Raw genomic sequence first — 25,979 nt, forward strand, 5'->3', positions numbered from 1 at the left:
ACAATTTAATAATAGAAAGGCCAGGTCAATGACCTGGCCTTTTTTTATACCCGTAATACTTTGGGTATATATTTAAAATTAATGAGCAGCTTCCGGTTTATGTTTCTGCGCACTATGGAAATTATAAATCAGTTTCTGATTCTCTTTATCCAGTGCCACCGTTACCTGTCCGCCATCCACCAGTGAACCAAATAACAGCTCGTTAGCGAGTGGTTTTTTCAGGTTGTCCTGAATAACACGTGTCATTGGACGTGCGCCCATCGCACGGTCATAGCCTTTTTCTGCCAGCCAATCGCGTGCTTCCTGGCTCACTTCCAGAGACACCCCTTTCTGATCCAGCTGCACCTGAAGTTCGACGATAAATTTGTCGACCACCTGGTGGATCACATCTGTAGACAGATGGTTGAACCAAATAATGTTATCCAGACGGTTACGGAATTCCGGGGTAAAGATCTTCTTGATCTCTTCCATCGCGTCGGTGCTGTTGTCCTGACGAATCAGGCCAATAGACTTACGCTCGGTTTCACGCACACCAGCGTTGGTGGTCATGACCAGAATCACGTTACGGAAATCGGCTTTGCGCCCGTTGTTATCGGTCAGCGTGCCGTTATCCATTACTTGTAATAACAAGTTAAAGACATCCGGGTGCGCTTTTTCGATTTCATCGAGCAACAACACAGAGTGGGGGTGTTTAATTACCGCATCCGTCAGCAGGCCGCCCTGGTCGAAACCAACATAACCCGGAGGTGCGCCAATCAAACGGCTCACGGTGTGGCGTTCCATGTATTCCGACATATCAAAACGCAACAGCTCAATGCCCAGCGATTTCGCCAACTGAACGGTCACTTCCGTTTTACCCACGCCCGTTGGCCCGGCAAACAGGAATGAACCCACAGGCTTGTGATCATGGCCCAATCCAGCACGGCTCATTTTGATGGCTTCGGTTAATGCCTCAATGGCTTTATCCTGGCCAAACACCAGCATTTTCAGACGATCGTCAAGGCTTCTGAGCGTATCGCGATCGCTTGCTGAAACACTCTTCTCCGGGATACGTGCAATACGTGCAACCACGGTTTCGATGTCAGCAACATTCACGGTTTTTTTACGCTTGCTCACCGGCATCAGACGGCTGCGGGCACCCGCTTCGTCGATAACGTCAATAGCTTTATCGGGCAGGTGGCGATCGTTGATGTATTTCACCGCCAGCTCCACCGCCGCACGAATCGCTTTGGCGGTATAACGTACGTCATGGTGCGCTTCGTATTTCGGTTTCAGGCCGTTAATAATCTGAACGGTTTCTTCAACGCTTGGCTCAGTAATATCAATTTTCTGGAAGCGACGCGCCAGAGCACGGTCTTTCTCAAAGATATTGCTGAATTCCTGGTAAGTGGTTGAACCGATAACACGAATCTTACCACTCGACAGCAGCGGCTTGATCAAGTTTGCGGCATCAACTTGCCCACCCGACGCGGCACCTGCACCGATAATGGTATGAATTTCATCAATAAACAGGATGCTGTTCTGATCCTGCTCAAGCTGTTTAAGCAGCGCTTTGAAACGTTTCTCAAAGTCACCGCGATATTTAGTGCCCGCCAGCAGCGAACCAATATCCAGCGCGTAAATAGTGCAATCAGCAATCACTTCCGGAACGTCACCCTGCACGATACGCCAGGCAAGACCTTCAGCAATCGCCGTTTTACCTACGCCTGATTCACCCACTAACAGCGGGTTGTTCTTACGGCGACGGCACAGAACCTGAATGGCGCGCTCAAGCTCTTTCTCGCGGCCAATCAGCGGATCGATCCCTCCCACACGTGCAAGCTGGTTGAGATTGGTGGTGAAGTTTTCCATACGTTCCTCCCCGCCTGCTTGCTCTTCATTGACCGGATTTTCTGCACCCGGTGCCTGATTAGGTTCGTCTTTACGTGTACCGTGAGAGATGAAGTTCACCACATCAAGTCGGCTGACTTCATGTTTACGCAGCAGGTACGCTGCCTGGGATTCCTGCTCGCTAAAGATAGCCACCAGCACGTTTGCGCCTGTGACTTCACTGCGACCAGAAGACTGGACGTGGAACACCGCACGTTGCAGCACGCGCTGGAAGCTAAGCGTAGGTTGGGTATCACGCTCTTCTTCACTGGCAGGCAGAACCGGTGTGGTTTGTTCGATGAAGGCCTCGAGTTCCTGTCGCAGCGCCACCAGATCTACGCTACACGCTTCCAGCGCTTCGCGAGCCGATGGGTTACTGAGCAAAGCCAGTAACAGATGCTCGACAGTCATAAACTCATGTCGGTGCTCGCGCGCTCTGGCGAAAGCCATATTTAAACTGAGTTCCAGTTCTTGATTGAGCATAGGCACCTCCCCCAAATTTTGCCTTCTTCAGGCTTTTTCTAGCGTACACAGCAGCGGATGCTCATGCTCCCTTGCATACTGGTTCACTAACGCGACTTTGGTTTCTGCTACTTCTGCAGTAAAAATGCCACAGATAGCTTTACCCTGATAGTGCACAGTGAGCATCAATTGCGTTGCACGTTCTACATCATAAGAAAAGAACTTTTGCAGCACGTCAATAACAAATTCCATCGGCGTGTAGTCATCGTTCATTAACATAACTTTATACATCGATGGTGGTTTCAGCGCTTCGCGCAGTTTGTCACCCACCAGCTGGTCGAAATCCAACCAATCGTTCGTCTTACCCATTGCAAATTGTCATCATGTTTAATCGCCCATTGTCATTAAGGCGAAGCCCATAGGTTGAGTGTAATACGCTTTTAGTTAACGTGACTCATCGTGTTTAAAAGGGACAGCAATTCACAATAGAGAGCTCTGTCACATTAATCACAATAGCGTTAACTGCTTCAAATTTTTGATTCATTTTCAATCGATCACCCCCGTGCAACGCTTGACGACATGGTTAAATTATCTACATTGTACAAGCGTGAGTTGGCGAGGTTTTGAACAGCCCGCCCTCACCCACCGGTTCATTCCATCTCACTTATAAGATTTTCGAAGGATGTAGAAGCATGGAGACGGGTACAGTTAAATGGTTCAATAACGCCAAAGGGTTCGGTTTTATCTGCCCTGAAGGCGGCGGCGAAGATATCTTCGCTCATTACTCCACCATTCAGATGGATGGTTACAGAACGCTTAAAGCCGGGCAAACAGTCAGGTTTGATGTACATCAGGGGCCAAAAGGCAATCACGCTAGCTTGATTGTACCTCTGGAGCTCGAAGCAGCGGTCGCCTGACCCTTTGTTTCATTGTGTACATCCCTAAATCAAAATGCCAGCTTGTACGCTGGCATTTTTATAACCAAACGTAATACCAAAGATGAAAATTATTCACGCGCCAGCGCATCAATCGGGTTCAATCTTGCGGCATTTCTCGCCGGCAACCAGCCAAAAATAACTCCCGTCGCAGTCGAACAAGCAAATGCAGTTAACAACGCCATGGGTGAAAAACCGATTTCCCAGCCCGGCAAAACCAGTTGCAATGTGAAGGCAATAAGCAGTGATAACGAGATCCCCAACGCACCGCCAACCAGACACACCAGCACCGCCTCAATCAGAAACTGCTGCAATACATCGCTTGCCCTGGCGCCAACGGCCATACGAATACCGATCTCTTTAGTACGCTCCGTTACTGACACCAGCATGATGTTCATCACGCCAATCCCACCAACCAACAACGAAATTACCGCCACCAAAGTCAGGAACATCTGAAGAGTACGTGTGGTCTTTTCCGCCGTTTTCAACAGGCCATCCATGTTGTAGGTGAAGAAATCTTTCTTACCATGGCGTAACTGCAACAAGCGATTGAGCTGTTGTTCGGCCTCGTGGCTATTGTAGCCTTCTTTGACACGCACCGTGATGGAGTTCAGCCAGCTTTGCCCCATCACGCGCCCAGCCATAGTGTTATACGGCAGCCAGACACGCAGAATTTTACTGCTGCCAAACATCGACTGCTTCTCCTGCGCCACACCAATCACTGTTGCGGGCATATTCCCCAATAATATAATTTCGCCAACAACTTTGGCTTTATCAGGAAATAGCTGGCGTTTGGTGTTGCTATCAAGCACGACAACCTGCGCACGCCCTGCCAACTGTTCTTCATTAAAGGTATTACCTTCGCTAAAAGTCATGCCATAGACGTTAAAATATTGGCTACTGACACCGTTCACGCTGGCGGCAGCATCAACGTTGCCATAGCGTAAGCGTAAGTTGCTCGAAAGAGCAGGTGTGGCTGAGCTGACCCATGGCTGTTGGCTGATGGCTGCCAGGTCGTCGTATTTCAGCGCTTGCTGATACTGTGGATCATCATCACCAAAATCTTTACCGGGATAGATATCAATCGTATTGGTACCTATCGAGCGAATATCCTGCAACACCATCTGTTTTGCCGCATCACCGACGATGACAATCGATACCACAGAAGCTATACCGATAATAATTCCAAGCATGGTCAACAGCGTGCGCATTTTATTCGCCGCCAACGCAAGCCAGGCCATGGTAAATGCTTCGCGGAAACTACTGAGTGTTTGCTGAAATGCCGAGTAAGTCGGCTGAATTTTCACTTCTTTCGGCACACCGGGTTGCTGCGCCAGTGACGGCGGGTTACTGATAATTTCGCCGTCACGAATTTCAATAACACGCTGCGCCTGAGCCGCAATACTCGGGTCGTGGGTCACGATGATGACCGTATGCCCCTGCTCACACAGTTGCTTGAGCGTCGCCATTACCTCTTCACCAGAGTGACTATCCAGCGCGCCGGTTGGTTCATCAGCAAGAATAACCTGGCCGCCATTCATCAACGCTCGGGCGATACTGACGCGCTGCTGCTGGCCACCTGAAAGCTGCGAAGGGAGATAATCAACACGGTCTGTCAGCCCGAGGCGCATCAGCAACGCACGCGCACGTTGCTGGCGATAAACCCGTGCCGTACCCGCATACACCGCCGGTACTTCGACGTTTTGCGTCGCATTCAGGTGTGATAGCAAATGGTAGCGCTGGAAGATAAAACCAAAGTGCTCACGCCGCAACGTGGCGAGTGCGTCACTATCGAGCAGCGCAATATCCTGCCCGGCAACTTTGTAACTGCCACTGCTGGGTTTATCGAGGCAGCCAAGAATATTCATCAGCGTGGATTTGCCAGAGCCCGACGCCCCGACAATCGCCACCATCTCACCCGCTTCAATAGCGATATTGATGCCTTTAAGCACTTCAACTTGTTCGTCTCCCGACGGATAGCTACGGCGAATATCCCGTAGCTCAAGCAGTGCTGTCATGGTGCACTCCCGGCAGTGCTTTTCCCAATCACTACTTCTTCGCCCTCGGTGAGGCCTGTAGCAACTTGCGCCTGAGTGTCATTACGCATACCGATGGTAATTTCACGGTCGCGGGTCTCACCGTTGCGTAAAACCGAAACTTTATAACGGTTATCACCAACCGGCTCACCCAGAGCTGCAAGCGGTATGGTTAACACATCTTTCACACCACCGAGTTGAATATGCACCTGTGCGGTCATTTCCAGACGCAGCACACCTTTCGGATTCGGGACTTCAAAACGTGCGTTATAAAATATCGCGTCGTTAACTTTAACTGGCGTTGGTAAAATATCGATTAACACACCTTCATAGCGTGTCAACGGATCGCCAAGCACCGTAAACCAAGCTTTTTGGCCGGGCTTCAGGTGAATCACATCCGCTTCAGAAACCTGGGCTTTCACCAGCATCGTGCTGAGATCGGCAAGCGTCAGAATGTTCGGCGCTTGCTGAGCCGCAATCACCGTCTGGCCTTGTTTAGTCGTGATTTCAGTGACTTCGCCTGCCATCGGTGCCACAATCTGCGTGTAATCGAGGTTAGTTTTTGCGGTGTCTAATGAGGCCTGATTGCGTTTGATTTGCGCATCAATGGTGCCGATTTGTGCCTGCCTGACTTCCAGATCGGTCACGGCAGTATCCAGATCCTGTTGCGAAACAGCCTGCGTTTTTGCCAGCGCCCGTTGGCGATTTAACGTCACCTGCGCAAGTTTAGCCTGCGCTACGGCCTGGCGTCGCTGCGCTCGCAACTCCATCAGCGTAGCCTCAACTTCTTTGATCTGGTTTTGCGCCTGTTCGGGATCGATAACCCCCAACAGCTGATCTTTTTTCACTTTATCGCCAATGTTCACCGACAGCGTTTTTAACTGCCCGCTGACCTGCGCACCCACGTCAACTTTACGCAACGCATCCAGCTTGCCCGTCGCCAGCACGCTTTGTTGCAGCTCACCTTTGCGCACAATCATGGTCTGATAAACCGGCGCTGGCGCGTTGAGAAATTGCCAAACCCAGACGCCCAACAGCAGAATCAACAGGCCCAGAAGCCAATAACGTTTTTTTATTTTTCCCTTGAATCTCATAGGTATCCTGCAAACAAACTGGCTAATTAAATAAAGTCTCAACAAAAATAGCGAGCCTTCGGTTCTCTGGCTGCTGATTGAACATTCATTGAACTTATGGGTGGTGAAATTACACCATTCTTTATCAATCAGGTTTCAATCATGTCGCCAATTACCGTAGACGAACTTATTTCAGCACCACAACTCAGTGGCTGGCAGCTGTTTCTTTGTCTGGCAAAGGGACAATGGACGCCTGGCAGCGCGTGGAAAAACCCGTCTTACCGGCGCAAGTTTGTCCTGCGATCACTCGTTAATCCGTTGGCTACGGCGCACTTACTAAGCGATTTATCCCATCAGCCCTGGCTTGAAAAGTTACTTAGCGTGCAGCCTGGTTTACCCTGTCGCACCCATCGCCCTTATTTAACAACGAATTTTAACCGCAAGGCGGTAGTGAATGCATTGTCTTTCCACTACAACGAGCTGACCCATGCTCTGCCTGTAACCCTACTACAGCAGCACTTTTCAGAAAAAGGGGCGCACCTGGCAACCATAACGGGTAAAGATGAATGCTTCTACTACCTGAATTTTTGCGCCATCGCCAATCTCGACAAAGAAGGTGAAGCGACATTGGCGTTCACCCGTCAGGACGGGATTGCGCTTGCTGGATTAACCTTCACTTTGTGCCAGTATCAGGGCCAAAAGACACTTTTTATCGGCGGATTGCAGGGAGCCCACAGCGACGTGCCCCATGAATATATCCAGGTCGCCACGAAAGCCTGTCACGGATTGTTCCCAAAACGCCTGGTTCTTGAAGCTGCCTGCCTACTGGCACGCCATTTGGAAGCGAAAAGAATCCTTGCGGTCAGCAATAGCTCGCATATCTATCGCTCATGGCGTTATGCGAAAAAGAAGAAAGATAAAATCCATGCCGATTACGATAGTTTCTGGCAATCGATGAGTGGTGAGTTATTACCAGAAGGTTTCTTTAGCATGCCTTTGAGCGTGGCTCGTAAACCCCTTGAGGATATCGCCAGCAAAAAACGCGCTGAGTATCGCCGCCGCTACAGTTTACTCGACGAGATGATGGCGCAAATTGAGCAGCAGTTTTAAGCAACTGCCGGGCTAATCAGCCCGGCCACGCGCAAGCCAAAGCACCCGCGAGAACATTTTACGTAGCAACGACGGCACTGACTCAACACCACGCCTACCCGCCTCCATCGCGACTTCAATTGCCAGGTCGGGTTTAGAAGAACGATGAATAGCTTTTACAATCACGCGCCGCATATTCATCGGCACATTTTCGGGAAGTTGCGCCACGCGATGGAAAACATCAGCAAATCCCTGGCGATACATGAAATGCTCCATGTCCATCGCAGGCAGCGTCGTCAGATGATCGCGCTCCTGGTCACGATCATTTTCCAGAATGCCGCGCACCACGGAGGCGTATTTTTTACCGGCTTCATCACCATCAACCAATACATGCCATTCAATGCCCATACGCCGCGCAAACTTAATTAGTGGCCGGAGGCCGGACTGCGCAAACTCGATGACTTTCACACCTTCGGCATCGAAATGGTGCCCGCACTGGCGCGCCAGTTCGTTCATCACCCACACCTCTGTTTCCCCCTCGACTAACAACCAGCAGCGAGCAAACAGTGATGAGGCCCGATTGAAACGGATATGAAATGCGATACGACGACTGTCTTCGGCATTCATCCCGCCGGGGCCGAGCCGCCAGGCGGCAACTTTTGAGGATTCACGCACCAGACGACAGACATTCTCAACGGGCGTGAGTGATAACAGTTCACCAGAATTGGTGGTGGTGATTTTTTGTAGCGGCAGCAGATTTAATAAATGCCAGGCCACTGACAGCATAATGGGATGCAGACGTGTTTCAGGATCTTCCACCAGCAACAGCGGGCGGGCGTCTTTATCAAGCGCCACGCTTCCTTTTGCTTGCAGAAGTGTTGAAAACATTCCCAATAAGATCATGCGATGAGCACGACTATTGGGTTTGTCTATCATACGGTTGATGACATCCAGATAACGCCAACTACGTTGCTCATCATGCGAACGACGTCGTAACAAACGCTGATGGGCCGTAGCACCTTGCTCTGAAAAATAGTGTTCAAGCAATTGCACCATAGCCGAAAGCCCCTGGCGCAACTGTGCATCGGTGAGATTTTGTGGTCGGGAAACTAATTCGCGAGCAAGGAAATCAAGCTGACGGGCCGTCATTTCAGTTTCTGGCATTACCGGGATGCTGTCGTTGCGTAGGCGGCGCATAAATCGCGCGTCACGCAAGCGTAACACGGGGTTGAGACGGATAATTTGCCTGGCAAGCGTATCAATATCATCAAGCTCAACGGAGTGGCCGTTGTTATCAAGGAAGCTGCGTAGCGTCAGAATCGAACCATCTGCTGCAAGCTCACCGACCAGACGATACATGATGCGATGGAAACCATCATTCCCTTCGGCCCAAACAGGCTCCAGTGAGCGGTAACGCCGCCCGAGATGGTGGCCAGGTGCTGTTTCCCGAAAGGTCAGCACAATGTGTAAATGGTGTTCCCGGCCTTGAAGGTCTCCCGGAGGGAAATAGAAATCATCACGACTGAAGTGATAGAGAGTTTCATGTGGTGACAACAACAAAGTGAGCGCATCCAGCAGGCTGGATTTACCCCATGCGTTTTCGCCAATCAACACGTTATTTTGCTCAAGCATTAACGATAGACGGTTAATACCCCTGAATCCGACAATCTCTACACGCTCGAGAAACATAATCCCTCCAGATTGGTTAATGCTTTCCTTTAGCTTCCGCATCTGACTGTATAGCTCGAGTATATACTCTTCATACTCGAGGCGGCAGGTTAGCTGCGCGCGTTATTTATCGTGTAGCAGGCGGCGATGACCTTTTCCATATTTCTTTTATTTAATACTAAAAGGATTAATTCTTCGCTTAATTCTCTGTTGTTTCACAGCAATGTCATAAAGTGCTTTTAATCTAAGACAACTCTTATTTCTTGAAAAACTCTTCTATACTTCCACCGTGTTACCTTTGAAAGGAATGCCATCTCATTGCCCTACATCAAATTTTTAGGATTTAATAGGGTAGTTCTGAATTACAGAACTCATTAATATCACTGCTCTTTTATTATTAACGTTACATCACTACTAGTTGTAACAAACAATAATCGGGTAGGTGCGGTTATTTGCCTCGCCCGTGATTCATCTTTATGAAATTGCAGAGGTGGTTATGTTCAGGAAATTAGCGGCAGAATTCTTTGGCACATTCTGGTTGGTATTCGGTGGTTGTGGGAGTGCGGTACTGGCTGCGGCATATCCTGAATTGGGGATTGGTTTTGTCGGTGTGGCATTAGCATTTGGTTTAACCGTATTAACTATGGCTTATGCAGTAGGTCATATTTCTGGCGGCCACTTTAACCCAGCAGTCACTTTGGGCTTGTGGGCTGGCGGTCGTTTCCCGGCTAAAGATGTAATTGGCTATATTGTGGCGCAAGTCATTGGCGGTATTGTTGCAGCCGGTATTCTTTATTTGGTCGCCAGCGGTAAAAGTGGCTTTGATGCAGCGGCAAGCGGTTTTGCCTCCAATGGCTATGGCGAACATTCACCAGACCATTATTCCATGTTGTCAGCAATCATTATTGAAATTGTTTTGACTTGTGGCTTCTTGATTGTGATTCATGGCGCAACTGATAAGTTTGCACCAGCGGGCTTTGCACCTATCGCTATTGGCCTTGCGTTAACTTTGATTCACCTGATTAGTATTCCCGTCACCAATACCTCTGTGAACCCGGCACGTAGTACTGCCGTTGCTATCTTCCAGGGCGGTTGGGCATTACAACAATTGTGGCTGTTCTGGGTGATGCCAATCATTGGCGGTATCCTGGGTGGCGTTATCTACCGGACATTGCTGGAAAAACGTAACTGATTTGATTCCAGCGTCACCGGCTGCAATTTGGCTGGTGGCGCTGTATTTACCTGCCCTGCCCCAAATCCTAAACCTGCATAAAAATCCTTTTTTTTCGTAGCTTTACTCATTCTCTTTCTTTGGGTAGTGTGACATACGTCGTTACTTCTATCGCAAGGATTTTCCGCACCATGTTTTCGGGATTGTTAATTATCTTAGTGCCGCTGATTATCGGTTATCTGATTCCTCTGAAACAAACCAGTCTGTTAAAGCTCATTAATCGCCTATTGAGCTGGATTGTGTATGTCATTTTATTTTTCATGGGCATCAGCCTCGCATTTCTCGATAACCTGGCAAGTAACCTGCTAGCAATCCTTCATTACGCCGCGGTCACCGTTGTGGTGTTATTGCTCTGCAATGCTGCTGCACTGCTTTGGCTTGAGCGTTCCATGCCATGGCGACACAATCATGAACAAGAAAAACTCCCTTCACGAATTGCGATGGCGCTGGAATCACTAAAACTATGTTTCGTGGTGGTAGCGGGTTTTCTGCTTGGCCTGACTGGCTGGACCATTCTCCATCACGCGACCGACGCCAGCGAATACACACTGATATTCCTGTTGTTGCTGGTAGGTATCCAACTGCGTAATAGCGGTATGACGTTAAAGCAGATTGTACTTAATCGGCGCGGGATGATCGTGGCAGTTGTCGTGGCACTCAGCTCACTTGCCGGTGGTGTTATCAACGCTTTTATTCTTGATCTACCGATTAAGACAGGTTTAGCGATGGCATCAGGATTCGGCTGGTATTCACTGTCGGGTATTTTGATGACGGAATCCTACGGGCCAGTCATTGGCAGTGCGGCATTCTTTAACGATCTGGCGCGCGAGCTCATTGCCATCATGTTGATTCCCGGACTGGTACGCCGTAGCCGCTCAACCGCCCTCGGCTTGTCTGGCGCAACGTCAATGGACTTTACCCTTCCTGTGCTGCAACGCAGCGGTGGGCTGGAAATTGTTCCGGCGGCGATTGTTCACGGGTTCATTCTCAGCTTGCTGACACCTCTGCTAATGGCATTTTTCGCTTCCTGATACCTCGTTGGCGGTAGGCTCCTGCCGCCAAAATTGCGCTATATCAATATCCATTTAAGTTGCATAAAAAATCTCTTTTCCCCGCGCGACACTGAGCATAACCTTAAACATGTATATTAAATATAACTTTAAAAGGTACGATCATGTTTTGTGTGCAATGTGAACAAACAATCCGCACCCCAGCGGGCAACGGCTGCTCTTACGCGCAGGGTATGTGTGGCAAAACTGCTGAAACTTCAGATCTCCAGGATCTGCTAATTGCTTCGCTGCAAGGGCTGTCTGCATGGGCCATTGCCGCACGTGAAGTTGGCATTATCGATCATGAAGTTGATAGCTTTGCACCACGCGCTTTCTTCTCTACTTTGACCAACGTTAACTTCGACTCCCCGCGCATCGTCGGTTATGCGCAGGAAGCGATCGCCCTGCGTGAAAGCTTGAAAGCTCGCGCCCTGGCAGTTAACGCTAACATTACTGTGGCTAACCCAATGGCCGATCTGCAACTGGTCAGTAATGATTTGGGTGACCTGCAACGTCAGGCTGGCGAATTCGCGCCAAACCGCGACAAAGCAGAAATTGGTGAAGATATTCTTGGCCTGCGTCTGCTGTGCCTGTACGGTCTGAAAGGCGCTGCGGCATACATGGAACACGCACACGTTCTGGGTCAGTACGACAACGACGTCTACGCTCAATACCACAAAATTATGGCATGGCTGGGTACCTGGCCTGCAGACATGGGCGCACTGCTTGAGTGCTCCATGGAAATCGGCCAGATGAACTTCAAAGTGATGAGCATTCTGGATCACGGCGAAACCGAGAAATACGGTCACCCAACTCCGACCCAGGTTAACGTTCGTCCAGTTGCGGGCAAATGTGTATTGATTTCCGGTCACGACCTTAAAGATCTGTTCCACCTGCTGGAACAAACCGAAGGGACAGGCGTAAATGTCTACACCCACGGTGAAATGCTGCCAGCACACGGTTACCCAGAACTGCGTAAATTCAAACACCTGGTCGGTAACTACGGCAGCGGCTGGCAGAACCAGCAGACCGAGTTCGCACGTTTCCCTGGTCCAATCGTGATGACTTCAAACTGCATCATCAACCCAGAAGTGGGTTCTTATGCAGACCGTATCTGGACCCGCAGCATTGTTGGCTGGCCGGGCGTTAGCCACCTCGAAGGCGATGATTTCACATCAGTCATCACCCAGGCGCAGCAAATGGCAGGCTTCCCGTACAGCGAAATCGAACACCTGATCACCGTTGGTTTCGGTCGTCAGACTCTGCTGGGCGCAGCTGACACCCTGATTGACCTGGTAAGCCGTGAAAAACTGCGTCACATCTTCCTGGTTGGCGGCTGTGATGGCGAACGCGGTGAGCGTAGCTACTTCACTGATTTCGCGACCAGCGTTCCAGAAGACTGCCTGATCCTGACTCTGGCTTGTGGTAAATACCGCTTCAACAAACTGGACTTCGGCAACATCGAAGGTCTGCCACGTTTGGTCGATGCAGGTCAATGTAACGACTCTTACTCTGCAATCATTTTGGCCGTGACCCTTGCCGAGAAACTCGGTTGTGGCGTAAACGACCTGCCACTGAGCCTGGTTCTGTCCTGGTTTGAGCAGAAAGCGATTGTTGTTCTACTGACCCTGCTGTCTCTGGGCGTGACCAATATCGTGACAGGCCCAACTGCACCAGGCTTCCTGACACCAAATCTGCTGGCTATCCTCAACGAGAAATTTGGCCTGCGCGCCATCACCACCGTTGAAGAAGACATCAAACAGCTGATGGGTGCATAAGGAGAAACCATGACTATGCCAACGCCAATGTGCCCGTATCGTATGCAGGTACATCATATTCATCAGGAAACGCCGGATGTCTGGACGCTGTCGTTAATCAATCACGACTTCTATCCATACAAAGCTGGGCAGTATGCACTGGTGAGTATTCGTAACAGTGATGAAACGCTGCGCGCGTACACAATTTCTTCCACCCCGGGAATCAGCCCGTTCGTTACGCTGACTATCCGTCGTATCGAGAATGGCGTTGGTTCTGGTTGGTTGACCAATGAAGTAAAAGTCGGCGATTACCTGTGGCTGTCTGAAGGCCAGGGGGAATTCACTTGCGAAAATCTGACAACGGACCGCTATTTGTTGATGGCGGCAGGTTGTGGCGTAACACCGATTATGTCGATGCGCCGCTGGCTGGCAAAACACCGCCCACAGGCTGATGTTCAGGTGATTTTCAACGTGCGCTCACCGGAAGATGTCATCTTTGCCGAAGAGTGGCGCGACTACCCGGTCACGCTGGTTGCTGAAAACAATGCAACGCACGGTTTCATTGCTGGCCGCCTGACTCGCCAGATCCTTGAAGCCGTTCCGGATATTGCTTCTCGCACCGTGATGACTTGCGGCCCGGCTCCATACATGGAGATGGTGGAAAAAGAAGTGAAAGCGCTCGGTGTTACCGATTTCTATCACGAAAAATTCTTCACTCCTGTCGCAGCACCGGTAAATAGCGGTTTGAAATTTACCACACTGAAACCCATGCGTGAGTTCTATGCCCCGGTAGGTAGCACTCTGCTGGCAGCGATGGAAAGCAATAGCGTTCCGGTCAATGCTGCGTGCCGTGCAGGTGTATGTGGTAGTTGCAAAACCCAAATTGAATCCGGGGATTACACCGTAAGCAGCACGATGACACTGACCGAAGCAGAGATCGCGAACGGCTATGTGCTGGCTTGTTCGTGCCACCCGCAAGGGGATTTGGTTCTCGCTTGATGTAAAACATGCCGCCCAGTTCCTGGGTGGCACTTTCTGCCCTCCCCCTCTCATTTCATTGACTAAGCTTGTTTACGATAACTGAATCGTGACAAGGAAAATCGATGAAACAGACAGTAGCCGCTTATCTGGCAAAAACCCTCGAAAGTGCTGGAGTAAAACGAATTTGGGGTGTCACTGGCGATTCCCTGAATGGGCTAAGTGACAGCCTCAACCGGATGGGCACCATTCAATGGATGCCGACACGTCATGAAGAAGTAGCCGCTTTTGCCGCGGGTGCTGAAGCCCATCTTTCTGGTGAACTGGCGGTGTGCGCAGGTTCATGTGGACCGGGAAATCTCCATTTAATTAACGGTTTATTCGACTGCCACCGTAACCGCGTGCCGGTGCTGGCGATTGCTGCACATATTCCCTCCAGCGAAATCGGTAGCGGTTATTTTCAGGAGACGCACCCCGAAGAGTTGTTCCGCGAATGCAGCCATTATTGTGAGCTGGTGTCATCCCCGGAACAAATTCCCCAGGTTCTTGCGATTGCAATGCGTAAAGCGGTATTAAACCGAGGCGTTTCGGTCGTCGTTTTACCCGGTGACGTGGCGCTTAAACCCGCTCCGGAAACCGCCAGCACGCACTGGTATCCCGCACCACAGCCAGTGATTATTCCACCGCACGACGAGCTGAAAAAACTGGCACAGCTATTACGTTACAATGACAACATCGCGCTCATGTGCGGCAGCGGTTGTGCTGGCGCGCATGAAGAACTGGTGCAGTTTGCCGCCACGCTTAAAGCGCCGATTGTTCACGCGTTACGTGGTAAAGAACACATTGAATACGATAATCCTTATGATGTTGGCATGACCGGACTAATTGGTTTTTCGTCGGGCTTCCATACCATGATGAACGCCGACACGCTGATCCTGCTCGGCACCCAATTCCCCTATCGCGCCTTCTACCCGACCGATGCGAAGATCATTCAGATTGATATCAACCCCGGCAGCATCGGCGCGCACAGTAAAGTGGATATGGCACTGGTCGGCGATATCAAAGCGACACTTGCGGCGCTCATTCCACTTCTTGAAGAAAAAACCGACCGCAGTTTCCTCGATAAAGCGCTGGATAATTACCGTGAAGCCCGAGAAAGCCTGGACGAACTGGCTAAGCCCGGCGATAGCGACGTTATTCATCCGCAATATGTCGCGCAGCAAATTAGCCAGTACGCTGATGAAGATGCCATTTTCACCTGTGACGTCGGTACACCTACCGTTTGGGCTGCTCGATATCTGAAAATGAACGGCAAACGCAGACTGATTGGTTCGTTTACCCATGGTTCTATGGCCAACGCCATGCCACAAGCACTGGGCGCAAAAGCGACCGCACCAGAGCGGCAGGTTATTGCCATGTGCGGCGACGGTGGCTTCAGTATGCTGATGGGGGATTTCCTCTCCGTGGTGCAAATGAAGTTGCCGATCAAAATTGTGGTGTTTAACAACAGCGTGCTGGGCTTTGTGGCAATGGAAATGAAAGCCGGTGGCTACCTGACAGACGGCACAGAATTACACGATACCAACTTTGCCAATATCGCCACCGCATGCGGCATCACGGGTATTCGAGTGGAAAAAGCTGCCGACCTTGATAGCGCTCTGCAACGCGCGATGAGTATCAACGGCCCGGTGTTAGTTGACGTTGTGGTCGCTAAAGATGAGTTAGCCATTCCGCCGCAAATCAAGCTGGAACAGGCCAAAGGGTTCAGCCTGTATATGCTGCGCGCCATCATCAGCGGACGTGGCGATGAGGTTATCGAACTGGCGAAAACCAACTGGTTCCGGTAAAACAGAGGTTTATTATGGATAAAAACAAGGACCCACCGTGATTGATTTACGCAGCGACACCGTAACCCGCCCGAGCGATGAAATGCTCAAACGTATGATGGCCGCACCAACCGGCGACGACGTTTACGGTGATGACCCAACGGTCAACGAACTCCAGGATTACGCCGCTAAACTCAGCGGCAAAGAAGCAGCGCTGTTTCTGCCAACCGGCACCCAGGCAAACCTGGTGGCGCTGCTGAGTCATTGCGAACGCGGCGAAGAGTATATTGTCGGGCAACTTGCCCACAACTATCTCTACGAAGCAGGCGGTGCTGCGGTTTTAGGCAGTATTCAGCCGCAGCCAATTGATGCAAACCAAGACGGTTCGCTCCCGCTCGATAAAGTGGCCGCGAAAATCAAACCTGACGATATCCACTTTGCGCGCACCAAATTGCTGAGCCTTGAAAACACTCATAACGGCAAAGTTTTACCGCGTGAGTATTTGAAGCAGGCCTGGGAATTTAGCCGCAATCACAACCTGGCTTTGCATGTTGACGGCGCGCGTATTTTTAACGCCGTCGTGGAGTATGGCTGCACACTTGAAGAAGTCGTGCGTTACTGCGATACCTTCACGATTTGCCTCTCTAAAGGACTGGGGACGCCTGTCGGTTCACTGTTAGTCGGCAGCCACGAGTACATCAAACGTGCGACACGCTGGCGTAAAATGGTCGGCGGCGGTATGCGCCAGGCCGGTATTCTGGCAGCAGCAGGTTTATACGCACTTCAGAATAACGTCCAGCGTCTCAAAGAAGACCACGACAACGCCCATTGGCTGGCTGGCGAGTTGCGTGAAATCGGTGTTGATGTCTCTCGTCAGGACACCAATATGGTGTTTGTACGCGTGCCGGTTGAACAAGCGGAAAGCCTCGGTAAATTCATGAAAGAACGTGGTGTTTTGATGAGTGCAGGCCCGGTAACTCGCCTGGTGATTCACCTTGATGTGAACCGTGAACAGTTGGCCGAGGTGGTTTCTCACTGGCAGACTTTTTTACAGCGCTAAACAGAGGTCACGGACGATGACACAGCCACAAAACATTCTGGTGCTCGGTGCCAGCGGCTATATAGGCCAACATCTGGTGCCAAAGCTTGCCGCTGCCGGGCATCATGTTACTGCTGCCGCAAGGCGTGTAGAGTGGCTGGAAAAGCAACCCTGGCCTGGTGTCATTTGCCGACATGTTGATTTACAGTGGCCGGGAACGCTTCCCGCATTGCTGGAAAACATCGATACACTTTACTACCTGGTACATAGCATGGGTGACGGTGCTGATTTCGTTGCCCATGAACGCCAGGCCGCACTCAATTTACGTGATGCGCTACGAGAACATCCTGTAAAACAGCTAATCTTTCTGAGTTCACTGCAAGCCGCTGAAGGTGACGGTGATTCCGCACACCTTCGTGCTCGCCAACTCACCGCCGATATTCTGCGTGATGCCGGGGTTCCGGTCACTGAGGTTCGGGCTGGTATTATTGTCGGCGCAGGTTCTGCCGCTTTCGAAGTCATGCGCGATATGGTTTATAACCTACCAGTACTCACCCCTCCACGCTGGGTACGCTCACGCACCACACCAATCGCCCTCGAAAATTTGCTGCATTATTTAACTGAATTGCTCAATCATCCATCACAGGAAAATCGTGTTTTCGAAGCCGCGGGCCCGGAAGTACTGAGCTATCAGCAGCAGTTCGAGCGCTTTATGGCAATTAGCGGTAAACGTCGCCCTCTTATCCCTATTCCGTTGCCGACCAGTTGGATCTCAGTATGGTTCCTGAACATGATCACTTCGGTGCCACCAACGATTGCCAAAGCACTGATCCAGGGGTTGAAGCACGATCTGCTTGCCGACGATCGTGACCTTCGCAGGCTGATCCCGCAAAAACTTCTCACTTTTGACGATGCTGTGCACGCAACGCTTGAAGATGAACACAAACTCGCGAATTCACAGGACTGGGGTTATGACGCCCAGGCATTTGCCCGTTGGAGACCAGAGTATGGCTACTTCCCAAAACAGGCAGGTTGCACGCTAAAAACGAGCGCTGAGCTGGCAGATTTGTGGCAGGTCGTTAATCAGATAGGTGGGAAAGAGGGGTATTTCTTCGGCAATATTTTGTGGAAAACCCGTGGCTATATGGATCTGTTGGTCGGTCACAGGCTGGCAAAAGGACGTCCGGAGCGGGAGATGCTCGAAGTCGGCGATCTCGTCGATAGTTGGAAAGTGATTATTGTTGAGCCGCAAAAAGAGCTGACGCTGTTATTTGGTATGAAAGCACCAGGGCTGGGGCGACTTTCTTTCACGCTACGTGACCACGGTAAGTATCGAACCCTGGATGTTCGCGCCTGGTGGCACCCCCATGGAACCGCAGGTTTATTCTACTGGTTGGTGATGATCCCCGCGCATCTGTTCATTTTTCGGGGTATGGCCCGCCGGATTTGCCAACTTTCCGAACAATTGTCACATAAAGTCTGTTAACTCCTCCTAATCTTTGGCTTTCCCCATTGCAAGCGCTGCCATTTCACGGAAAAATGCGCAGCGTAAATCTCAATTATCATGAGTTGGTCGACATGAAGGTACTGGTAACGGGCGCCACCAGCGGTTTAGGCCGAAACGCGGTCGAATTTCTTCGCGCAAAGGGCATCAGCGTTCGGGCAACTGGTCGTAATGAGGCCATGGGTAAACTGCTGGAAAAAATGGGTGCAGAGTTTGTTCATGCAGACCTGACAGATCTGGTTTCTTCACAAGCCAAATTGATGCTGGCCGATGTAGATACGCTCTGGCACTGTTCAAGCTTCACCTCTCCGTGGGGAACTCAGGAAGCCTTTGATCTCGCTAACGTCCGCGCCACTCGCCGTTTAGGTGAATGGGCCGTTGCCTGGGGCGTGCGCAACTTCGTGCATATCTCCTCGCCGTCGCTCTATTTTGATTACCATCACCATCGCAATATAAGTGAAGAGTTTCGTCCGGTGCGTTTTGCTAACGAATTTGCGCGCAGCAAAGCCGCCAGCGAAGAAGTGATTCAACTGTTAGCGCAGTCAAACCCGCATACGCGTTTCACGATTCTGCGCCCGCAAAGCTTATTTGGCCCACATGATAAAGTCTTTTTCCCACGCCTGGTGCAGATGATGCGCCACTATGGCAGCGTGTTGTTGCCACGCGGTGGCGAGGCGATGGTGGATATGACTTATATCGAAAATGCGGTGCATGCGATGTGGCTTGCCACACAGTGCGAAACGCAGCCATCAGGCCGGGCATACAACATCACTAATATGGAAGCTCGCCCGCTACGCGTTATCGTGCAGAAATTGATTGATGAGTTAGAGATCAAATGCCGGATTCGTTCTGTGCCCTACCCTATGCTGGATGTGATTGCCCGCAGCATGGAACGCCTGGGTAGCAAATCAGCAAAAGAACCGGTGCTGACTCACTATGGTGTGTCGAAGCTGAATTTTGATTTAACGCTGGATACAACTCGTGCGGAAACAGAGTTAGGTTACCAGCCGATTGTCACGCTTGATGAAGGCATTCGACGCACAGCCCTTTGGTTGCGCGACCACGGAACACTGCACCGCTAACCAGACCCGCATCCTTCAAACCGCAGGGGTGTTAACTGCAGTTTGAAGGATGGCACGTTTACCCCTGCCCGTATTTCTCCAGCAATGCTTCTGCGATGGCTTCAGTTTGCGCATCCGGCAGACCCGAATACTCTTTTGGCCGGAAGTGCATCTGGAAAGCCTGAATCACTCTTTTTTGCTGCTCCGACGACATTTCAGGTGTTACCTGATAACCATAACGAGAGAGTAACTCGAGCAGACCTCGCTTATCTACAGGCTGGTATGGGCCTCGACCATTCAGATAAAAGGCCACTCTGTTGGCGTCCGGCCAGGCACCCACGCCCTGTTGCGCCAGTTGCTGCCACGGGAATAGTGGGCCAGGATCAACTTTACGCTGCGGGGCAATATCCGCATGCGCTACCACATTTTGCGGCTGGATTTGATAACGCGCGATGATCACTTTCGCCAATTTCTCCAGCACCGAGATCTGCGCCGGGTTGAACGGATAAAACTGCTTTACGCGGCCCTGCCGCGTAAAACCTTTATTCTCAAGCTCAATACCAATCGACGTATCGTTAATTCGCGTCGCGCCACGCCAGAAGCTCACCCCGGCATGCCAGGCTAACTCACTCTCAGGCACCAGTTGCCAGATAACCGGTTTACCGCTGGAAGTCGGTGGTGTATCGGGGATCAAGTAGTGGGAACTGACATTTTGTTCAGTCAACGTGGATAACGAACCGGCAAAGTCATCTGCCGTGTAGTGAATAACCAACACTTTCACACGTGGCCAGGCAGCACGCGCAGTGTGGCTGGTGTCGACTTTAAAATCGCCTTTGTCCACAACGGTTTTTTCAGCAACTTCAGGCTTGCTGGCACACCCCGCAAGCAAAAGCGTGATTAAAAATGCAGCCAGACGCCCCTTCATCGACGCGTTTTCACCGCGGTGCCGGTGACGCTCACCATCAACATGCTGCCATCTTTGCCCACCGTTTCGTAGTCGATATCAATACCCACCACAGCGTTAGCACCCAGGCTTTCCGCCTGCTCCTGCAATTCTCTAAACGCTATCTCACGCGCTTTGCGCAGCTCTTTTTCATAGGCACCAGAACGGCCACCAACGATATCGCGAACGCCAGCAAAAAAATCACGGAAAATATTGGCACCCAGAATCGCCTCCCCAGTCACCACGCCACAATATTCCGTGATGCTCTGCCCTTCAAGGGTAGGGGTTGTTGTAAATTGCATAAGCTTCTCCTCTCTTTGTATCAACATCTTAGCGCACAAACCCGCCACGCATTTTGACAGCGATACGCTATGCTAAGTTAGTCCTCCTGAGAAGATAAGGAAATAAAAATGCGCAGCTCAGTTTTGGTTCTTCTTCCGTGCGCGATGTTACTCACGGCTTGTACCACCAGTGTCCCTCCCGCTTTTAAAGATATTGGCACTCGCAGCGGCCCTTGCATTGATGGTGGCCCGGATAGCGTGGCGCAACAGTTTTACGATTACCAAATAAACCATAAAACGCAGGGCAGCAGTGCGATTACCGGCTTACGTCCTTATATGAGTGACGCGTTGGCACAGCAAATGCAAAAAGCCAGCACGTCACCGAACGCGCAGAATGCGTTTATGCGAAGCAATATGTTTACCAGCAATGCCGATGGCGCCGACAGTGCAGAAGTAGCCTCCGCATCAACCATTCTTAATAATGATGCGCGCAATATTCCGCTGCGTGTAAAACTCACGAAAGGTAGTCAGAGCTGGCAGGACGAAGTGCTGATGATTCGTGAAGGCCAATGTTGGGCTGTCGATGACGTGCGTTACTTAGGCGAGAACAGCCATGCGCCTTCAGGAAGCCTGCGTCAGGCGATAGAAACAAACTAATATTTACATTATCCATCAGGCGGGAAAGGTAACCCTTGTAAATAGTCTGGAATTTTTGAATAACTCCGACATTTATTCTTACCTCCCTCCCGCCCCGCTATACTGTGCTACCTTTAATGCATGGGAGTAGTTATTTTTAGGTTTTAACGCACAAAGATTGCATAACTATTCTGTTAAAGGTACCCTTTGCGGCTTCAATTGCTATTCAACTTATGCGCATGAGTATTCAACTAAACGGCATTAATTGTTTTTATGGCGCTCATCAGGCGCTGTTCGATATCACCCTTAGTTGCCCACAGGGCGAAACGCTGGTGCTGCTTGGTCCAAGTGGCGCAGGTAAAAGTTCGCTTCTGCGCGTACTCAATCTGCTTGAGATGCCGCGCTCCGGGCAACTCACCATTGCAGACAACCATTTTGACTTTGCAAAAGCGCCTGGCGATAAAGCCATTCGTGAATTACGTCGCAACGTTGGCATGGTGTTCCAGCAATACAACCTCTGGCCTCATCTCACCGTGCTGCAAAACCTGATGGAAGCGCCGTGTCGTGTCCTGGGTATCAGCAAAGATGAAGCACGTATTCGTGCCGACAAACTGCTTGAGCGTTTACGCCTGAAACCTTATCAGGACCGTTTCCCGCTCCACCTTTCTGGCGGTCAGCAGCAGCGTGTCGCTATTGCTCGAGCATTGATGATGGAACCACAGATTCTGCTGTTTGATGAACCCACTGCAGCACTGGACCCGGAAATCACCGCGCAAATCGTCAGCATTATTCGTGAGTTGGCTGAAACCAACATCACTCAGGTCATTGTTACCCACGAAGTGGAAGTTGCGCGTAAAACCGCAAGCCGTGTGGTGTATATGGAAAATGGCCACATCGTTGAACAAGGTGATGCGAGTTGCTTCGCAAAACCACAGACCGAAGCGTTTAAATTCTATCTGTCACACTGATGTATCCGGGAAAATAACCATGAAAAAAGTTCTGCTTGCCACATTATTAGCCAGCCTGAGCCTTTCCGCGACGGCTGCACAAACTATTCGTTTTGCTATGGAGGCGTCTTATCCTCCGTTTGAATCAATGGATGCCAGCAACAAAATCGTTGGTTTTGATGTCGATTTGGCCAACGCCCTGTGTAAAGAGATCGACGCGACCTGTACTTTCAGCAACCAGGCATTTGATAGCCTGATCCCAAGCCTGAAGTTCCGTCGTATCGACGCGGTGATCTCTGGCATGGATATCACCCCAGAGCGTGAAAAACAGGTCCTGTTCAGCAGCCCGTATTATGAAAACTCTGCGCTGTTTGTCGGCCAGAAAGGCAAAGTTGCTGATATTGCTGCGTTGAAAGGTAAGAAAGTGGGGATGCAGAATGGCTCCACGCATCAGAAATTCATCATGGATAAACATCCGGAAATCACCACCGTTCCCTACGACAGCTACATGAATGCCAAGCTGGATATGGAAAACGGTCGTATTGACGCGGTATTTGGTGACACTGCAGTGGTAACCGAATGGCTGAAAGCCGATCCGAAACTGGTCGCAATTGGCGATAAAGTGACGGATAAAGACTACTTCGGTACTGGTCTGGGCATCGCTGTTCGTCAGGGCAACACTGACCTGCAAGCGAAGTTCAACACTGCGCTGGAAAAAGTGAAGCAAGATGGTACCTACAAAACCATCTACGAAAAATGGTTCCAGAAGTAATCTGAATGAACGAATTGTTTACTTTAGCGAGCGCCGCCGGGATGACCGTCGGCCTTGCCGTTTGTGCGCTAATCATCGGCCTGGCTCTGGCGATGATTTTTGCCGTATGGGAGTCTGCGAAATGGCGTCCAATAGCCTGGCTGGGTTCAGCGTTGGTTACGGTGTTACGCGGTCTGCCTGAAATTCTGGTGGTGCTGTTTATTTACTTCGGCGCCTCGCAATTACTGCTGATTCTCTCAGATGGTTTTGCACTCAACCTCGGTTTTGTACAAATCCCCATTCAATTACAAATTGAGAATTTCGATGTCAGCCCGTTCCTGTGCGGTGTGATTGCCCTTTCCCTGCTCTACTCGGCTTATGCATCACAAACTTTGCGTGGCGCACTTAAAGCCGTGCCAGTTGGGCAATGGGAATCTGGCCAGGCATTAGGCATGTCGAAAGCAGCCATTTTCTTCCGCCTGGTGATGCCGCAAATGTGGCGCCATGCGCTGCCGGGTTTAGGTAATCAGTGGCTGGTATTGCTCAAAGATACCGCATTGGTGTCACTGATTAGCGTTAACGATTTGATGCTACAGACTAAGAGTATCGCCACTCGTACTCAGGAGCCGTTTACCTGGTATGTGGTTGCTGCCGCGATCTACCTCGTGATCACCCTCATAAGCCAGTATGTTCTCAAACGTATTGACCAGAGAGCGACTCGTTTTGAACGGAGACCCGGCTGATGCTTGAGTATTTACCAGAGCTTTTTAAAGGCCTGCATACCAGCCTGACACTCACCGCGGCATCTATTGTGGTCGCGTTGATTTTATCGCTGCTTTTCACCATCGTTCTGACGCTGAAAACACCGGTACTGGTTTACGTGGTGCGCGCCTATATCACTCTGTTTACCGGCACGCCTTTGCTGGTGCAAATCTTCCTGATTTATTATGGCCCAGGTCAGTTCCCGTCCATTCAGAACTACCCCGTTCTGTGGCATCTACTTTCTGAGCCATGGCTATGTGCATTGATTGCGCTGTCGTTGAACAGTGCGGCATACACTACGCAGCTATTTTACGGAGCAATCCGCGCCATTCCTGAAGGCCAGTGGCAGTCATGTGATGCATTAGGGATGAGCAAGAAAGATACACTAGCCATTTTGCTTCCTTATGCATTTAAACGCGCACTTTCTTCTTATTCGAATGAAGTGGTTTTGGTGTTTAAAAGTACTTCTCTTGCGTACACCATTACGCTGATGGAAGTGATGGGCCACGGGCAGCTTCTGTACGGTCGCACATACGATGTGATGGTGTTCGGTGCTGCAGGCCTGGTTTATCTGGTGGTGAACGGGCTCTTAACGTTGTTGATGCGTGTGATAGAACGCCGTGCGCTGGCATTTGAACGCCGTAATTAAGCTGTAATAAGTCAGTCAAATCAGGCGGGGATCTCCCCGCCTTTTTTATGTCCAGAAAAATATAATTATACATTTTTATTGCATATAAATTCACTTAATGGCATGATTTTTTTGACGCCGGGAAACGGTGAATACAATAAAACATGACAGACGGGAGCAACACACATGAAGAAGTTTATTTTGGCCGCCATGTTCGCTACAGCCGCATTTAACGTGGTTGCTGCCGACAAAATCAACTTTGGTTCTTCGGCCACTTATCCGCCATTTGAATCACTTGATGCCAACAATCAGATTGTAGGTTTCGATATCGATTTGGCTAAAGCTTTATGCAAACAAATGCAGGCAGAGTGCACATTCACTAACCATGCATTTGACAGCCTTATTCCGTCGCTGAAATTCCGTAAATACGACGCAGTCATTTCTGGTATGGACATCACGCCTGAGCGTAGTAAACAAGTTTCTTTCACCACACCGTATTACGCTAACTCAGCCGTCGTTATTACCAAAAAAGGTGCATTCAAATCCTTTGAAGAGCTGAAAGGCAAACGTATTGGTATGGAAAATGGGACCACTCATCAAAAATATCTCCAGGACAAACATCCGGAAATTAAAACCGTCTCTTACGATAGCTACCAGAATGCGATTATCGATCTGAAAAATGGCCGTATTGATGGGGTATTTGGTGATACAGCAGTAGTGAACGAGTGGCTAAAAACAAACCCGCAATTAGGCACAGTTGGCGAGCATGTTACTGATGCAGAATATTTTGGCACAGGTTTGGGTATTGCAGTTCGTCCTGACAACCAGGCTCTGTTGACCAAACTCAATACCGCACTGGCGGCGATTAAAGCTGACGGGACTTATAAAAAGATTAGCGATCAGTGGTTCCCGCAGTAATAATTTTAAGCCCGCAATTTATTTGCGGGCCTTCTGATGTACTAAGTAACTACTAACAAACTAGCATTACTGCTCACCCACCAAACGATCAATCACAGGATTGATCTTATACTCTGTCCCTCTCCACTTCATAAGAGATAATCCCCCACCAGCCCTTAAATGGAAATTTGCGGATGCAATCATCACGCCTTCACGATTAATAGTAAAATCAGCCGAAGATAAATAAGGCACAATATCCCAGGTTCGATACGCCACATAATTCATGATGTAGCGGCAATTATCAGGGCGAGTTGTAGAGAATACTTCAGAATTTATATGATGATATTGTAACCTTTGTTGCACGACTGCCAACAAGTCGGTTACTTTTACAGCATCATTTTTTTGAATACATATACGATCAATCAATTCTGTTTTAGGTAACGGGCTTACTTTTACTGACGTACAGCCGACCAGGCCGAGTGCTACCAACGGCAAAACTATTATTTTTTTCACGGTTTTTATCTATAGGTAATTCGAGAAAAAATTATCTCACAGTA

24 protein-coding genes are annotated in these 25,979 nt (G+C 50.0%); 16 read left to right on the plus strand and 8 right to left on the minus strand.

Annotated elements, in window-relative coordinates; all coding sequences use genetic code 11:
• Positions 1–78: 78 nt before the first annotated feature.
• Positions 79–2,352: an ATP-dependent Clp protease ATP-binding subunit ClpA gene (gene clpA, locus IX31_RS06355; RefSeq protein ID WP_034456403.1), complete on the minus strand. Its 2,274-nt coding sequence runs from the start codon at positions 2,350–2,352 to the stop codon at positions 79–81.
• 27 nt (positions 2,353–2,379) lie between these two features.
• Positions 2,380–2,700: an ATP-dependent Clp protease adapter ClpS gene (gene clpS / locus IX31_RS06360; RefSeq protein ID WP_034456405.1), complete on the minus strand. Its 321-nt coding sequence runs from the start codon at positions 2,698–2,700 to the stop codon at positions 2,380–2,382.
• A 323-nt stretch (positions 2,701–3,023) separates the two neighbouring features.
• Here clpS and cspD point away from each other — a divergent pair, with 323 nt between their 5' ends.
• Positions 3,024–3,248: a cold shock-like protein CspD gene (cspD, locus tag IX31_RS06365; protein WP_034456407.1), complete on the plus strand. Its 225-nt coding sequence runs from the start codon at positions 3,024–3,026 to the stop codon at positions 3,246–3,248.
• 89 nt (positions 3,249–3,337) lie between these two features.
• Here the strand turns inward: cspD and macB are convergent, their stop codons facing one another.
• On the minus strand, positions 3,338–5,284 hold the full coding sequence (gene macB / locus IX31_RS06370; protein WP_034456408.1) for a macrolide ABC transporter ATP-binding protein/permease MacB: 1,947 nt from the start codon (positions 5,282–5,284) through the stop codon (positions 3,338–3,340).
• Positions 5,281–6,396: a macrolide transporter subunit MacA gene (gene macA, locus IX31_RS06375; protein WP_034456410.1), complete on the minus strand. Its 1,116-nt coding sequence runs from the start codon at positions 6,394–6,396 to the stop codon at positions 5,281–5,283. The genes macB and macA overlap by 4 nt, the downstream gene beginning before the upstream one ends.
• 141 nt (positions 6,397–6,537) lie before the next feature.
• Between macA and IX31_RS06380 the strand changes: the two genes are divergently transcribed.
• Positions 6,538–7,485, plus strand: a complete 948-nt coding sequence (locus IX31_RS06380) for a VirK/YbjX family protein (RefSeq protein WP_034457203.1) — start codon at positions 6,538–6,540, stop codon at positions 7,483–7,485.
• 12 nt (positions 7,486–7,497) lie between these two features.
• Here IX31_RS06380 and IX31_RS06385 read toward each other — a convergent pair whose 3' ends face one another.
• Positions 7,498–9,153, minus strand: a complete 1,656-nt coding sequence (locus IX31_RS06385; RefSeq protein ID WP_034456412.1) for an ATP-dependent endonuclease — start codon at positions 9,151–9,153, stop codon at positions 7,498–7,500.
• 475 nt (positions 9,154–9,628) lie between these two features.
• Between IX31_RS06385 and aqpZ the strand changes: the two genes are divergently transcribed.
• The 8 genes from aqpZ to IX31_RS06425 all read left to right on the plus strand — a co-directional run bounded on the left by aqpZ (position 9,629) and on the right by IX31_RS06425 (position 19,598).
• Positions 9,629–10,324 carry an aquaporin Z gene (gene aqpZ / locus IX31_RS06390; protein ID WP_034456414.1) on the plus strand — a complete coding sequence of 232 codons (696 nt, stop codon included), beginning with the start codon at positions 9,629–9,631 and terminating at the stop codon, positions 10,322–10,324.
• Between the two features lie 170 nt (positions 10,325–10,494).
• Entirely contained in the window at positions 10,495–11,394 is a 900-nt protein-coding gene (locus IX31_RS06395; RefSeq protein WP_034456415.1) for a LysO family transporter, read from the plus strand.
• 143 nt (positions 11,395–11,537) lie between these two features.
• Positions 11,538–13,190: a hydroxylamine reductase gene (hcp, locus tag IX31_RS06400; RefSeq protein WP_034456416.1), complete on the plus strand. Its 1,653-nt coding sequence runs from the start codon at positions 11,538–11,540 to the stop codon at positions 13,188–13,190.
• A gap of 9 nt (positions 13,191–13,199) precedes the next feature.
• The gene (hcr, locus tag IX31_RS06405; protein ID WP_034456418.1) at positions 13,200–14,168 is read left to right on the plus strand and encodes an NADH oxidoreductase; all 969 of its coding nucleotides are present in this window, start codon (positions 13,200–13,202) and stop codon (positions 14,166–14,168) included.
• Positions 14,169–14,272: 104 nt separating this feature from the next.
• Entirely contained in the window at positions 14,273–15,994 is a 1,722-nt protein-coding gene (gene poxB, locus IX31_RS06410) for a ubiquinone-dependent pyruvate dehydrogenase (RefSeq protein ID WP_034456419.1), read from the plus strand.
• Positions 15,995–16,031: 37 nt separating this feature from the next.
• Positions 16,032–17,033 carry a low-specificity L-threonine aldolase gene (ltaE, locus tag IX31_RS06415; RefSeq protein ID WP_034456420.1) on the plus strand — a complete coding sequence of 334 codons (1,002 nt, stop codon included), beginning with the start codon at positions 16,032–16,034 and terminating at the stop codon, positions 17,031–17,033.
• A 16-nt stretch (positions 17,034–17,049) separates the two neighbouring features.
• Positions 17,050–18,498 carry an SDR family oxidoreductase gene (locus IX31_RS06420; RefSeq protein WP_034456422.1) on the plus strand — a complete coding sequence of 483 codons (1,449 nt, stop codon included), beginning with the start codon at positions 17,050–17,052 and terminating at the stop codon, positions 18,496–18,498.
• A 92-nt stretch (positions 18,499–18,590) separates the two neighbouring features.
• Positions 18,591–19,598: an NAD-dependent epimerase/dehydratase family protein gene (locus tag IX31_RS06425; protein WP_034457205.1), complete on the plus strand. Its 1,008-nt coding sequence runs from the start codon at positions 18,591–18,593 to the stop codon at positions 19,596–19,598.
• A gap of 58 nt (positions 19,599–19,656) precedes the next feature.
• On the opposite strand, the gene IX31_RS06430 is transcribed toward IX31_RS06425, so the two are convergent.
• Complete coding sequence (locus tag IX31_RS06430) at positions 19,657–20,502, minus strand: N-acetylmuramoyl-L-alanine amidase (RefSeq protein ID WP_034456424.1); 846 nt, start codon at positions 20,500–20,502, stop codon at positions 19,657–19,659.
• Positions 20,499–20,822 carry a heavy metal-binding domain-containing protein gene (locus IX31_RS06435; RefSeq protein ID WP_034456425.1) on the minus strand — a complete coding sequence of 108 codons (324 nt, stop codon included), beginning with the start codon at positions 20,820–20,822 and terminating at the stop codon, positions 20,499–20,501. Before IX31_RS06435 ends, IX31_RS06430 begins: the two co-directional genes overlap by 4 nt.
• A 108-nt stretch (positions 20,823–20,930) precedes the next feature.
• On the opposite strand from IX31_RS06435, the gene IX31_RS06440 reads away from it, so the two are divergent.
• From IX31_RS06440 to artJ (IX31_RS06465), 6 genes are all read left to right on the plus strand, one after another.
• Complete coding sequence (locus IX31_RS06440) at positions 20,931–21,458, plus strand: lipoprotein (RefSeq protein ID WP_034456427.1); 528 nt, start codon at positions 20,931–20,933, stop codon at positions 21,456–21,458.
• A 218-nt stretch (positions 21,459–21,676) separates the two neighbouring features.
• Positions 21,677–22,405: an arginine ABC transporter ATP-binding protein ArtP gene (gene artP / locus IX31_RS06445; RefSeq protein ID WP_034457207.1), complete on the plus strand. Its 729-nt coding sequence runs from the start codon at positions 21,677–21,679 to the stop codon at positions 22,403–22,405.
• Positions 22,406–22,424: 19 nt separating this feature from the next.
• Positions 22,425–23,156 (plus strand): arginine ABC transporter substrate-binding protein, encoded by a 732-nt coding sequence (artJ, locus tag IX31_RS06450; protein WP_034456429.1) that lies wholly within the window; start codon positions 22,425–22,427, stop codon positions 23,154–23,156.
• 5 nt (positions 23,157–23,161) lie between these two features.
• Positions 23,162–23,878 carry an arginine ABC transporter permease ArtQ gene (gene artQ / locus IX31_RS06455; protein ID WP_034456431.1) on the plus strand — a complete coding sequence of 239 codons (717 nt, stop codon included), beginning with the start codon at positions 23,162–23,164 and terminating at the stop codon, positions 23,876–23,878.
• Positions 23,878–24,546 carry an arginine ABC transporter permease ArtM gene (gene artM / locus IX31_RS06460; RefSeq protein ID WP_034456433.1) on the plus strand — a complete coding sequence of 223 codons (669 nt, stop codon included), beginning with the start codon at positions 23,878–23,880 and terminating at the stop codon, positions 24,544–24,546. The genes artQ and artM overlap by 1 nt, the downstream gene beginning before the upstream one ends.
• Before the next feature lie 165 nt (positions 24,547–24,711).
• Positions 24,712–25,443 (plus strand): arginine ABC transporter substrate-binding protein ArtJ, encoded by a 732-nt coding sequence (artJ, locus tag IX31_RS06465; RefSeq protein ID WP_034456435.1) that lies wholly within the window; start codon positions 24,712–24,714, stop codon positions 25,441–25,443.
• Between the two features lie 66 nt (positions 25,444–25,509).
• On the opposite strand, the gene IX31_RS23400 is transcribed toward artJ (IX31_RS06465), so the two are convergent.
• The gene (locus tag IX31_RS23400) at positions 25,510–25,935 is read right to left on the minus strand and encodes an Sbal_3080 family lipoprotein (RefSeq protein WP_157093199.1); all 426 of its coding nucleotides are present in this window, start codon (positions 25,933–25,935) and stop codon (positions 25,510–25,512) included.
• Between the last annotated feature and the right edge of the window lie 44 nt (positions 25,936–25,979).

Source organism: Buttiauxella noackiae, from assembly GCF_000737905.1.
Taxonomy (GTDB): Bacteria; Pseudomonadota; Gammaproteobacteria; order Enterobacterales; family Enterobacteriaceae; genus Buttiauxella; species Buttiauxella noackiae.